Source organism: Vibrio sp. 1167 (assembly GCF_033340375.1).
Lineage (GTDB): Bacteria > Pseudomonadota > Gammaproteobacteria > Enterobacterales > Vibrionaceae > Vibrio > Vibrio alginolyticus.
Window position 1 is genome coordinate 347,579 of record NZ_JAWOWK010000003.1, and the last position, 12,334, is coordinate 359,912.

General features: G+C 44.4%; 9 protein-coding genes. 5 read left to right on the top strand and 4 right to left on the bottom strand.

Annotated elements, in window-relative coordinates:
* The first annotated feature begins 149 nt into the window (after positions 1-149).
* Positions 150-1,379 (top strand): peptidase T, encoded by a 1,230-nt coding sequence (pepT, locus tag R7Z78_RS08420; RefSeq protein WP_033906377.1) that lies wholly within the window; start codon positions 150-152, stop codon positions 1,377-1,379.
* 82 nt (positions 1,380-1,461) lie between these two features.
* On the opposite strand, the gene R7Z78_RS08425 is transcribed toward pepT, so the two are convergent.
* Positions 1,462-1,926: a dCMP deaminase family protein gene (locus R7Z78_RS08425; protein ID WP_005373515.1), complete on the bottom strand. Its 465-nt coding sequence runs from the start codon at positions 1,924-1,926 to the stop codon at positions 1,462-1,464.
* 419 nt (positions 1,927-2,345) lie between these two features.
* On the opposite strand from R7Z78_RS08425, the gene vmeY reads away from it, so the two are divergent.
* Positions 2,346-3,467 (top strand): multidrug efflux RND transporter periplasmic adaptor subunit VmeY, encoded by a 1,122-nt coding sequence (gene vmeY, locus R7Z78_RS08430; RefSeq protein WP_169644415.1) that lies wholly within the window; start codon positions 2,346-2,348, stop codon positions 3,465-3,467.
* Positions 3,468-3,475: 8 nt separating this feature from the next.
* Complete coding sequence (gene vmeZ / locus R7Z78_RS08435; protein ID WP_064354852.1) at positions 3,476-6,628, top strand: multidrug efflux RND transporter permease subunit VmeZ; 3,153 nt, start codon at positions 3,476-3,478, stop codon at positions 6,626-6,628.
* Between the two features lie 89 nt (positions 6,629-6,717).
* Here vmeZ and R7Z78_RS08440 read toward each other — a convergent pair whose 3' ends face one another.
* Together R7Z78_RS08440 and arfB are read right to left on the bottom strand one after the other, a co-directional pair.
* Positions 6,718-8,487, bottom strand: coding sequence for a methyl-accepting chemotaxis protein (locus R7Z78_RS08440; RefSeq protein WP_025767924.1), 1,770 nt, complete (start codon positions 8,485-8,487; stop codon positions 6,718-6,720).
* A 100-nt stretch (positions 8,488-8,587) separates the two neighbouring features.
* Entirely contained in the window at positions 8,588-9,001 is a 414-nt protein-coding gene (arfB, locus tag R7Z78_RS08445; RefSeq protein ID WP_017635196.1) for an alternative ribosome rescue aminoacyl-tRNA hydrolase ArfB, read from the bottom strand.
* A gap of 76 nt (positions 9,002-9,077) precedes the next feature.
* On the opposite strand from arfB, the gene R7Z78_RS08450 reads away from it, so the two are divergent.
* Entirely contained in the window at positions 9,078-9,680 is a 603-nt protein-coding gene (locus R7Z78_RS08450; protein WP_017819896.1) for a beta-phosphoglucomutase family hydrolase, read from the top strand.
* Between the two features lie 88 nt (positions 9,681-9,768).
* Here R7Z78_RS08450 and R7Z78_RS08455 read toward each other — a convergent pair whose 3' ends face one another.
* Complete coding sequence (locus R7Z78_RS08455) at positions 9,769-10,761, bottom strand: OmpA family protein (protein WP_017819897.1); 993 nt, start codon at positions 10,759-10,761, stop codon at positions 9,769-9,771.
* 459 nt (positions 10,762-11,220) lie between these two features.
* Here R7Z78_RS08455 and aroG point away from each other — a divergent pair, with 459 nt between their 5' ends.
* On the top strand, positions 11,221-12,273 hold the full coding sequence (aroG, locus tag R7Z78_RS08460) for a 3-deoxy-7-phosphoheptulonate synthase AroG (RefSeq protein ID WP_017635200.1): 1,053 nt from the start codon (positions 11,221-11,223) through the stop codon (positions 12,271-12,273).
* The last annotated feature ends 61 nt before the right edge of the window (positions 12,274-12,334 follow it).

Consider the following 12,334-nt stretch of genomic DNA (forward strand, 5'->3'; position numbering starts at 1 on the left):
AGCAAAGCGCAAAAGCCTTTCTTATCAAAAAATGATTCAAAGCAAATTCTTATTGAACTAAGAGCGTAACATAGCGTGAGGTTTGATGAGGCAACGTCAGCTTATCAATGCGTGATAAGGCCTCATCGTACAAAACAATGAGAATAAATATGAAACATTTAGTTGAAAGATTTCTTCGATACGTCACGTTTGATACCCAATCCAATCCACATGTGACGCTTTGCCCAAGTTCACCTGGTCAGCTTGTGTTTGCTGAGTTACTTAAAAAAGAGATGATCGAGCTTGGTTTAAGTGACGTGACTTTGGATAAAAATGGCTATTTGATGGCTAAACTGCCAGCCAATATTGACTATGAGGTTCCTCCTATCGGCTTCATTGCCCATATGGATACCGCGCCGGATGCATCTGGCAAAAACGTAAAGCCGCAATTCATCGAAGATTACCAAGGTGGCGATATTGCATTAGGGTTGGGGGATGAAGTGTTATCTCCCGTGCAATACCCCGATTTACATCACCTACATGGCCACAATCTTATTACTACCGATGGCACTACATTACTTGGCGCGGATAACAAAGCCGGTATCGCAGAGATTCTTTCCGCGGTAGCTCTGCTACTGGAAAACCCAGACATTCCACACGGCGACATTTGTATCGGTTTTACTCCAGATGAAGAAATCGGTCGTGGTGCAGATTTGTTTAATGTTAAAAAATTTGGCGCGAAATGGGCATACACTATAGATGGTGGCCCGCAAGGTGAGTTGGAATACGAAAACTTTAATGCAGCAAACGCTGATGTAATTTTTCATGGTGTTAGCGTTCATCCAGGTACTGCAAAAGGCAAAATGGTCAATGCGATGAACTTGGCTGCGAAATTTCAAGTTCAAATGCCCCAAGATCAAACTCCGGAAACAACCGAAGGTTACGAAGGGTTCTTCCATCTAAAATCGGCAGAAATGGGCGTTGCACGAAGCGAGCTAGGTTACATTATTAGAGACTTTGACCGTCAAAGACTTGAGGATCGAAAAGCCTTTATGCAGAAACTCGTCGATGAAATGAACACGGGTTTACGCCATGGTTCTGTAGAGCTAAAAATAAAAGACAGCTATTACAATATGAGAGAAATGGTTGAGCCTTACCCTCATATCATTGAGCTGGCAAAGCAAGCGATGGAAGCGTGTGATGTGGAACCGATTATAAAACCTATTCGTGGTGGTACAGATGGTGCTCGTTTATCTTTTATGGGTTTGCCGTGCCCGAATATCTTCACCGGTGGTTTTAACTTCCACGGAATTCATGAGTTTATTTCTGTTGAAATGATGGAAAAATCAGTACTCGTTATTGTCAAAATTGCTGAGCTCACAGCAAAAAAACACAGTTAAAAGACTACGTCGAGACCTCTTGCAGATTTAATAACAAAATAGCCCAGATCTTCCTGGGCTATTTAACTATTAAGATGGGATACTAGCGCACGTCTTTGTCTTCAATTTCAATGTCTTCTAGTGGTAACCAGTCGACTTTCACACCCGCTTGATCGAACATATCTTGACTGACTTGGATTTTATCTCCCCAGCGAGATAAAAAGTCTTCAGACTGCTCAGGGCAGTGTACGTGTGAGATCCCTGTTTGAATGATCTTTGCCGCGCAGTTAGGGCAAGGAAAATGCGTTACCCAAATATCACATCCGTCTAAGTCACGTTTTGAGAACAAAATTGCGTTCTCTTCCGCGTGCAGTGTTTTAAGGTATTTCAACTCGCGCTCATCGGTGTCGACACTGTCAGAAACACCATGCGGATAGCCATTAAATCCAACAGATACAATGCGATTCTGTTTAGTAATAACGGCACCGACTTGTGTTGATGGGTCCTTACTCCAAGACGCCACTAGTTCTGCCATCTGGTAAAAGCGTTTCGCCCATTTAGAAATCATAGTCATCCTCTCTGTCGAAGGCGTTGAATTAATTGAATGATAACCCATTTACATTAAAAAAATAGTCAAAATCGGGGTCTTGAGTATGAAGGCGTCACTTTTTACCTTTTTAGCCATAAAACGTTCTTATCTTGAGCACTGAATCTCACTTTACGCCCGAATACAATACTCCCGTTAGTGTTTCCAAGCTCACGCTAAAATTCGCGATCTCCTAAGGCGTATATTAAATAGTTATGATTGAGTTGTATGTATATTGCTCATTGAATACCACTGTTAACTAAATTACTTTATTTTCCTTTTGTTTCTCATGTTTACATTTAGAAACACCTTGGGTGCTTTTCAGTGAAGTTTTCAGTGGCAGCAAGGAGTAAGGTTGATAGGAATTCAACAATATCCTGTTCTATAAAGACGGTAAATACATGCAAAAGAAACCACTTGTCGCACTAATGGCGGCTACAGCAATCCTCGCTGGATGCGGGGAAGCTAATAATGCCCAAACGAAAGGTCAAGCGCCTCTCGTAGTGACTCAGGATGTCACGGTTATCGACTACCAACCGAGCAAGTCTTATATCGGTCGCATTGAAGCAGTAGAAGATACCAATATTACCGCGCAGATTTCTGGCTACTTAAAAGCTCGTCACTTTGAAGAGGGGCAAATGGTAGAAAAAGGGCAGCTCCTTTACTCTATCGAGCCATCTTCTTTTGAAGCCCAAGTCGCGAGTGCTAAAGCCGCACTTGCACAAGCTAAAGCGGCGCTAAAAAAAGCCGAATTAGATCATACTCGAGGTAAAAACTTGTTGCCTCGCGGTAGTATCTCTCAATCTGAGTTTGATGCTTTAACTGCGGCACTTCTTGGTGCGAGAGCAGAGCTAGAAGCGGCAAATGCTCAACTTAAACTTGCTGAAGTTAACCTTTCCTATACTCAAATCCGAGCACCTTTTAGCGGACGTATTAGTGATACCAAAGTTAGTACGGGTGATCTGGTTTCTCCATCATCTGGCGTGCTGACAACTCTGGTGAGTTTAGATCCAGTTCATACCTCATTTAGTGTGAGTGAGCGTTTAGCTATGGGTATGGATCAAGTAAAAGGTGATGGCTCGGCTGAATCAAACCGCGTTGAAGTTCAGCTTGAACTGGAAAATGGACAGTTTTTTGAGCATCTCGGTAAGCTTGATTTCTTAGGTAATCGTATTGACACCAAAACGGGTACGATTGCTATGCGTGCGCTCGTTCCAAACCCAGAGCAGAAGTTACTTCCGGGTCAGCACATCAAAGTGAACTTGAGAGACAAGAACACGAAAGACGTTATTGTTATCCCACGACGTGCCGTACAGACTGACTTAGAAGGTGACTTTGTGATGGTGATGGCTGAGGGAAGTGTGGCAGAGCGTCGTAACGTCGAGCTTGGACCTCAGGTTGAACAAGGCATTATCATTCGAGAAGGGCTCGATCAGGAAGATACGGTTATTACACAAGGCCTACAGCGTGTGCGTAATGGTGTAGAAGTGCGCCTTCAAACACCTGCTGAAGATAAGCAGTAGGGGGCACTATGTTAAGTCGTTTCTTTATTCAGAGACCTAAATTCGCGCTGGTTATTTCGATCATATTAACGCTAGCCGGCGCGATCTCACTGGCGATTTTGCCAGTGGCTGAGTATCCACAGATAAGCCCGCCATCAGTAAGCGTTTCGGCTTACTACACCGGCGCGAGTGCGGAAGTTGTCGAGCAGGCCATTGCGGACCCCATAGAGACCTCAGTCAACGGCGTTGAGGATATGATATACATGTCTTCAAAGAGCGCGAACGATGGCTCTTACAGCCTAAACGTCACGTTCGATGTCGGCACCGACCCAGATATGGCGCAAGTTAACGTGCAAAACCGCGTGTCACAGATTGAGTCAAAATTGCCTCAAGAAGTTCGCATGGTTGGTGTGACGGTGAAAAAGCGTTCACCTGACTTGCTGATGGTACTTAACTTCTATTCACCTGATGGCAAATACGATGATCAGTTCTTGATTAACTACATTAACTTGAATGTAAAAGATCAGTTGGCTCGTGCGAAAGGTATCAGTGAAGTTAACGTGATTGGTGGTGGCGAATACGCAATGCGTGTTTGGTTAGATCCTGAAAAAATGGCCAACCTTAAGCTAACCACGTCAGACGTATACGCCGCTTTGGCTGAACAGAACGTTCAAGTTGCGGCAGGGCGTGTAGGTGCAGCACCATACAACAATCCGCAAGAAGTTCAGTTTAACCTTGTGACCAAAGGTCGCTTGGAAAGCGTGAGTGAGTTTGAGAACGTAGTCCTTCGAGCTAATCCCAATGGCTCTACGGTTTATCTGAAAGATGTTGCTCGCGTTGAACTAGGCAAAAAGTTCTACGATGGTAACGGTAAGTTCCGTGGCCAGGACGCGTCAATCGTTACGTTGTCTCTTCAATCGGATGCGAATGCGTTAGAAAGTGGTCAGGCCGTCATGGAGCTCCTTGAAGGCTTGAGCAAAAACTTCCCAGAGGGAATGGAATACGAGACCAGCTACGATACAACCGTGTTCGTATCTGAATCGATCAAAGGGGTAGTAAAAACACTGATTGAAGCGATTCTATTGGTGATTGCTGTAACTTACTTGTTCTTGGGTAGTGCGCGTGCAACGTTGATTCCTGTTGTCGCGATCCCCGTTTCTCTGATTGGTACGTTTGCCATCATGCAGGCAACGGGCTTCACCATTAATACGGTTACTTTGTTTGGCTTGATCCTTGCGATTGGTATCGTGGTGGACGATGCGATTCTGGTTATCGAAAACGTCGATACTACCATGGCGAAAGACCCAACCATTTCACCGCGTAAAGCGACGTTGCTAGCGATGAAAGAAGTAACGGGACCAATCATCACGTCGACCTTGGTTCTACTTGCGGTATTCATACCCGTCGCCATGCTGCCAGGTATCACCGGTATCATGTATCGCCAGTTCGCTTTGACCATCTGTATTTCGGTTGTGATTTCATCCATCAATGCATTGACGCTGTCTCCAGCACTTTGTTCTCTGGTATTGAAGCAGGGTGGGGGCAATACCGCTAACTGGTTCCAGGCTTTCAACCGAGGCTTAGAGCGCATCACTACGCGTTATGGCCAGATCGCTGGTTTCTTGGTGAAGAAGTCTTTACTGCTCGTGACGTTCTTTATAGTTGCTATCGCAGCGGTCACTTTCTTTGCGAAAACCACCTCTACAGCGTTTGTTCCTCAAGAAGATAAAGGCATTTTGCTGGTTAACGTACAGCTACCAGATTCAGCCTCTTTATCACGTACTGAAGAAGTCACCAATGATTTAATGAAAATGATCGGTGAAGAGCCTGGTGTGGATGGTGTGACGGTTGCGAACGGTTACTCGTTTATGACAGGCGCAGCAGCATCAAACGGTGCTTCTGTATTTATCAAATTGCATGACTGGGATACTCGTAACTCGCTGCAAGGAGAGCACTCTGCTAATGCTATCGCGGCACGTATTAACGGGCGAGCGGCGACAGAGTTACCTCAAGCGGTTGTTTTTGCGATGGGACCACCGGCGGTTCCAGGTATGGGCGCTGCGTCTGGTTTTGAGTTTGTGCTTGAAGACACGTTAGGGCGAAGTCGTACCGACTTGTCGATGGTCATGGGAGAAATGATCCAAGCGGCTAACCAAGCGCCTGAAATTGCCTACACGTTTAGCACGTTCCGCGCGAATGTTCCGCACTACTACGTTGATATCGATCGTGAGAAAGCGCAGCAATTAGGTATTTCGCTGTCGTCTATTTTCCAAACCTTGCAAGGCAACTTAGGTTCGCTTTATGTGAATGACTTCACCATGTTTGGTAAGAACTTCCGCGTAACCATGCAAGCTGATAGCCAGCACCGTAGCAGCATGGAAGATCTAGAGCGTTTTCATGTTCGTTCTTCGAACGGTGATATGGTCCCGTTAAGTACGCTAGTGAGCTACGAGCAAGTGTTTGAGCCTGATGTGGCGTGGCGTTACAACATGTACCGCAGTGCTATCATTCAAGGCCAACCAGCTCCGGGTTACTCTAGTGGTGATGCGATTGCAGCAATGGAACGCGTTGCTGCTGAAGTTCTTCCGCAAGGGTACACGTATGAATGGACAGGTATGGCTTATCAGGAAGTGCTTGCGGGTAACCAAGCCATTTATGCGTTTGCGCTGGCTTTGATCTTCATTTACTTGTTTATGGTGGCTCAGTATGAGAGTTGGAGTATTCCACTGGCTATTATTTTGGTGGTCCCAGTAGCAACGTTAGGTTCCTTCCTTGCGTTGAATCTAACTGGCACGCCGCTTAACTTGTATGCCCAAATTGGTCTTGTTTTGCTCATAGCCTTGGCGGCGAAAAACGCAATTTTGATTGTGGAGTTCGCCAAGCAAGAGCGTGAAGAAAAAGATGCTGATATCGATAGTGCAGCGGTTAAAGGAGGCACGTTACGTTTCCGCGCTGTGAATATGACATCTTGGTCATTTATCCTGGGTATCTTCCCGCTTATCTTTGCCGCTGGTGCGGGGCACGTGAGTCAAAACTCACTCGGCGTGTCGCTGATTGGTGGTCTATTGTGTGTGCTTCTAGCAGGTACATTCTTGATCCCAGGCTTCTACGCCCTGGTGCAAAGACAGCGTGAGAAAGTTCATGGCGGCAACACCAAGCTGGTTCCTCTTGATGATGAATAATCACATCCGAAGTGCGCAGTAAGCACGAAGTGACAATTGAAAAAAAGCCCGAAGCGATGATTGCCTCGGGCTTTCTATTTTGAAAAGGGTTATTTTAGCGCAGTTTTGAATTGTGCAACGGCTTCATCCATATCATGAGCTTGAGCAGAGACAGAGTTCACTTCGTGCAAGCATTCCTGAGCGGATTGCATGTTATTCTCAGATATTGCGTTTAGCTCGGTGATTGAACCGCTAACTTGGTTCATCACGATACCTTGTTCTTCAATTGCTGAAGCTATGCGCTCCGAATTACCTTGAATTGAATGCATGTCAGTAATGATCTGTTGCAGGCTAGAATCCAGTTTTTCAGAAGCATTAAGTGTTTGTTGCCCTTGATCGTTACATTGATCAATATCAGCAACAACTGTAGACATTTGAGTTTGAATGTCTGCAACGACCCGCGTGATTTCCTCTGTGGATTGATGAGTTCGGCTAGCTAGGGCGCGTACTTCATCGGCGACAACTGCAAACCCGCGGCCTTGTTCGCCTGCTCGCGCGGCTTCAATTGCTGCGTTGAGAGCTAGTAGGTTGGTTTGCTCTGCTATTTCTTGGATGATGTTCACGGCACCACCAATTTTATCTACATGCTGATTCAGCGAGCCAATCGACTGCTGGCTGTTTGATAAAATCGTGGTTAGTTGACCGATGTTGGTTACCGTCGCCTCAACAACTCCTCGACCTTGTTCGGCATTATTCGCTGCCTGATGTACGCCTTCTACCGCAACTGATGTGCTTTCAGAGATTTCACCTATTGTGGCAACCATTTGCTGAACTGCCGTCGCCATTGATGCAGTGTGGTCAGTTTGAGTGTGGAATTGCTCCATAACGCCTTCTAACTCACGATGCATATTATCGGTACTTGCAGTGAGTTGCGCCGATTTTTCTTGGGTACTACTAATTAGATGCTCAAGCTTATCCAATAGGTCATTGAGGTGATGACTGATATCAAATAGCTCGTCTTGACCTTTCAAATCAGATCGAAGTCCCATGTTGTTCGTTTCGCTGATACTTCGAATGGTGCCAAGTAAGCTATTCACTCGCGTATTGATTGAACGTGAAATTTGCCAAATCAATGCGAAAATAACGACTAAGATCAGAGCTGTAATGACCTGCTTGATGGTCGACATTTGTTCATCACGTTGTGCGGCAGCAGAGCTAAGGGCTGTGGAAAAGGTTTCAAATTGCTCTTCTACGGCATGAGATAATGCGCGAGTTTCACCGAGTAGGCCTTTGTCATAAGCAACCCCAACAACTTGCTTTTGGGCCGCCAATTGCTTACCTGTTTTGATAAGCTCAGGAGCATATTGCCCCTCAAGCAAGTCACTATTGAATAGTCCTGCTTTTACCGCAGAGTCAAAACGGACTAATGCCAATAACTGCTGGTGGTCTGAACGTTGTTTTGCTTCTAATAGTGCTTGTTCGTAACCAGCGAGAAGCCCACTCTTTGAATCAAGCCCGTATCGTTGGTAAGCGCTGACCAGATTCTGAAAGCCCCTTTGGTATGCGAGCAAGTCTTGCTTAAATTGTTGACTGGAAGGTAATTCATTACTCTTGAGTATGTTCGCAAGCTCTTTTTCTGTGTCTATAAACTTGTCAACATTGGCGTCAAACTTATTTAGATATTTGTCATTACTACGTAGTAGGAAATCTTTTTCATTTCTGCGTAAGTTGAGTAAGCGTATTTCTAGATCACCAACGAGTTTGATGGCGTGATTAAGGTCATTGCTCTTATTTTCAAAATGGGATGACGTACCCAAAAGGGCCACGATGCCTAAAATGGCGATAACTCCGAGGAAGTAGAGTTTTTGCCTAATAGTCATATTGTTGTTTCCTGAATAAGTAACTAAAAAGAGAAATCCAATGAGATTTCCAAGGGCTAGCAAACGTTGTTCAACTAACATGTCGAGAAAACGACATGCACTAATACAGCACTTTTTTACGTTGCTGTTTTTTCGCTCCGTGCTTGTTTTTTGTATCAAGTCGTCGGCGTTGAGAAGCGCGGGTTGGTTTCGTTTTAATACGCTTCTTCTCCTGTAAAGCGGCAGCTTTTATCAATGCTTGAAGCCGATTTAGGGCGTCTTCCTTATTTTGTTCTTGTGTCCGAAATTGTTGCGCTTTGATGATGATCACGCCATCTTTACTTATACGACTATCAGAAAGTGCAAGTAATCGCTCTTTGTAAAAGTCAGGTAAGCTTGAATGCCGGATATCAAAGCGCAGGTGTATAGCGGACGCTACCTTGTTAACGTTCTGGCCACCATTTCCTTGAGCTCTAATTGGGGATAATTGAATTTCCCACTCTTGAATTGTGACGGAGTTCGAAATTTTGAGCATGATAAGTAAATGCCGGTAAGGACGATTGAAAGAGCTGATAAATTAACATTACAGATGCACAAATAGAAGAAAAGACATGAGCACGATTGATTTTAGACCCTATGAGGGATTCATATTTGATATGGATGGTACTCTAATCGATACCATGCCAGCCCACTTGGCAGCTTGGCAAGCAACTGCTGAGCGTTTTGATTTTCCGTTTTGCCAGGAATGGTTTCACAGTTTGGGAGGGATGCCGAGCTTTAAAATTGTTGAGGAACTAAATCGTGTGCATGAGCTTTCGTTAGATCCTAAAACTGTCGCGACATTTAAAATGGAAACATTCGCTGCTATGGAGCTTCATGGTGACGTTATTCCTTGCACGAACATCGTGTTAGAGGAATATTTAGGCCATAAGAAAATTGCAGTCGGGACTGGCAGCCAACGAGAAAGTGCCATGCGCTTATTAAGTCATGCAGGTTTATTAGACAAGTTGGATGTTGTAGTAACCGCGAGTGATGTAGAGAACCATAAACCCTTTCCAGATACCTTTTTGGTGGCCGCGGAACAACTCGACTTGGAGGCGTCACAGTGTCTTGTGTTCGAGGATACTGAGCTGGGGAAGCGAGCGGCGCATGCAGCTGGTATGGATTGCGTTATGGTGCAAGATAATGAGTTGATCTTTTTCCCAAAACCATAGTGGCAATATCCCTTAATATGAGATCAAAATGGGGTGCAAATGCACCCCATTAATTTTTACCACATCATCGATCATGAATCATAGATGCTTATTCTGGTTGAACTAGCTCTTGGTATTCAAATGAAGGTACCACAACTTCTACGCGACGGTTTTTCTCACGACCTTCGCGAGTGCTGTTGTCAGCAACTGGGTTTTCTTCACCCATACCTTTAACTGTCAAACGATCTGAACCAATGCCAGCTGCGGTTAGGTAATCAGCAACAGATTGAGCACGACGCTCAGACAGTTTTTGGTTGTATGCCGCAGGGCCTGAGCTATCCGTGTAACCAGTAATCTCTACTTGAGCTTGAGGATATTCGTTCAAGAATGAAACAAAGTTGTCCAGACGTTCAGAAACGGACTCTGTTAACTTAGCACTATCGAATTCAAACGTACCTGTACCGTACTCTTCTTTGTGCACCTTGCTCATCATCACTGGTTCTGGATCTGGCTCGATCACTTCTTCCGTTACAACTGCTGCAACAACTGGAGCTGCTGCAAATTTGTAGTTAACACCGATACCAAAGAAGTTAGCATCCATGTCGTCCCACACGTCGTCAGACATGTCTTGGTAACGTTGGTATTCAGCGCGAACACTCCAGTTTCTATCGATCGAGTATTCAGCACCCAAAGAACCTGTTGGGACAAAGTCTGTTTCGTCATCAGACATCATGTAAGCACCACCGATCTTAGCAAACAGATTCCAAGAGTCGTTTAAGTGCCAGTTGAATTTAGGTGCAAGTGTTAAAGCCGTTAGATTGCCGTCAATCGTATTAACCGTGTTAGCCCCTGACATCGAGTTAGCTTTGTAGTCGCCTAAGAAGTCTACGCCGTACTCTAGCCCAATGATATCGGTAAAGTCATAACCGATATGTAGTCCTGCACCAAACGCTTCATCATCACAAGGGCTATTTAGATAGCAAGCGTCGTCAAGTGTAGTCATGCCCACTTTGCCCCCGATGTACATTTCAGCTTGAGCAGAGTTTAAAAGCGCGCTACTACCAGCTACCACTGCTGCTACTGCAATTGCTACTTTGTTCATAATGTTTCCTTGTATTGATTGCATATTAACTTCTACTTCGTTTTATCAAAAAATTAGAAAAAACCAGCGTTTATAAGAAATTAGTTTAATATTCTAATCATTTTATATCAAGCAACAATATATTTGAACTTGATCAACATTTACTACCCAAAAATACCTCACAAACTTCTGATATTTCTTACATTGTAGTAAAGATTTTTTGGTGCATAAGAAAATTGATGATTATTTTGAACTTTTTTTCGTAAACTTTACTTTACATTGTGCGCAGTAGTTAACAGGTGGCTTTTATTTGCATTTATTTGCAAAAACTGATTGCAAGTCTACGCCTAAGCCGATAAGTTACTTAAACGCTAGACAGAAAATGACCACAGCCCTTGATGCTGCTCGCTTTGTGAACAATGTTGCAATGAGTTCAGTTGGTAAAAATGGGGTCGGAAATAAAACCAGGAAGTAGAAGTAATGTTTCAAACTGATGATGTAAGAATAAATAGAGTAAAAGAATTATTGCCACCTGTTGCAGTATTAGAGAAGTTCCCAGCGACTGAAACCGCTTCTTCGACCACTTTTGATTGCCGTAACGCCATTCACAATATTCTTGAAGGAAAAGACGATCGATTACTCGTGATCGTTGGCCCGTGTTCTATTCACGATCCGGCTGCCGCGGTTGAGTACGGTAAAAAGCTAAAAGTATTACGTGATGAACTGGGCGAGCAGCTTGAGGTTGTTATGCGAGTTTATTTTGAAAAGCCGCGTACGACCGTTGGTTGGAAAGGCCTTATCAATGACCCTTACTTAAATGACACCTATAAGCTAAATGATGGTCTACGTATCGGACGTAAACTTCTTCTTGATCTAACCGATATGGGCTTGCCAACGGCAAGTGAATTCTTAGATATGATCACACCTCAGTACGTGGCGGATTTGATCAGTTGGGGCGCTATCGGTGCTCGTACGACAGAATCTCAGGTTCACCGCGAGCTAGCTTCTGGTCTTTCTTGTCCTGTAGGTTTCAAAAACGGTACAGACGGGAATATTAAAATAGCGAGCGACGCGATTCGTTCTGCAAGCGCTTCCCATCACTTCCTTTCAGTAACAAAATACGGTCATTCCGCGATCGTAGAAACCGCTGGTAATCCAGACTGCCATATTATTCTACGTGGCGGTAAAGAACCAAACTACAGTGCAGCACATGTAGCTCAAATTAAAGATGAGCTGGACACCGCAGGTCTGCCGAAAAAAGTGATGATTGATTTTAGCCATGCTAACAGCTCGAAGCAGTTCAAGCGTCAAATGCTAGTGTCTGATGATGTATCCGAGCAAATCTCTGCTGGCGAAGAAGCCATTTTTGGAGTGATGATCGAGTCTCATTTAGTTGAAGGTCGCCAAGACTTAGTGGATGGCAAAGCAGCCACTTATGGTCAGTCGATTACTGATGCATGTATTGGTTGGGAAGATACGGAAACGGTACTTCGTCAGCTTTCTGATGCAGTAAAAGCGCGCCGCAACAAGTAAGCTCAACAGAAAAACTTTTTAAAAGCGAAAAGTGAATAGTGAAGAGCCAGAGGTACTATGC

What these genes read in the sequence shown, in the direction of transcription:
- pepT (WP_033906377.1), top strand. Translation starts at nt 150, where the DNA reads ATGAAACATTTAGTTGAAAGATTTCTTCGATACGTCACGTTTGATACC.
- R7Z78_RS08425 (WP_005373515.1), bottom strand. Translation starts at nt 1,926, where the DNA reads ATGATTTCTAAATGGGCGAAACGCTTTTACCAGATGGCAGAACTAGTG.
- vmeY (WP_169644415.1), top strand. Translation starts at nt 2,346, where the DNA reads ATGCAAAAGAAACCACTTGTCGCACTAATGGCGGCTACAGCAATCCTC.
- vmeZ (WP_064354852.1), top strand. Translation starts at nt 3,476, where the DNA reads ATGTTAAGTCGTTTCTTTATTCAGAGACCTAAATTCGCGCTGGTTATT.
- R7Z78_RS08440 (WP_025767924.1), bottom strand. Translation starts at nt 8,487, where the DNA reads ATGACTATTAGGCAAAAACTCTACTTCCTCGGAGTTATCGCCATTTTA.
- arfB (WP_017635196.1), bottom strand. Translation starts at nt 9,001, where the DNA reads ATGCTCAAAATTTCGAACTCCGTCACAATTCAAGAGTGGGAAATTCAA.
- R7Z78_RS08450 (WP_017819896.1), top strand. Translation starts at nt 9,078, where the DNA reads ATGAGCACGATTGATTTTAGACCCTATGAGGGATTCATATTTGATATG.
- R7Z78_RS08455 (WP_017819897.1), bottom strand. Translation starts at nt 10,761, where the DNA reads ATGAACAAAGTAGCAATTGCAGTAGCAGCAGTGGTAGCTGGTAGTAGC.
- aroG (WP_017635200.1), top strand. Translation starts at nt 11,221, where the DNA reads ATGTTTCAAACTGATGATGTAAGAATAAATAGAGTAAAAGAATTATTG.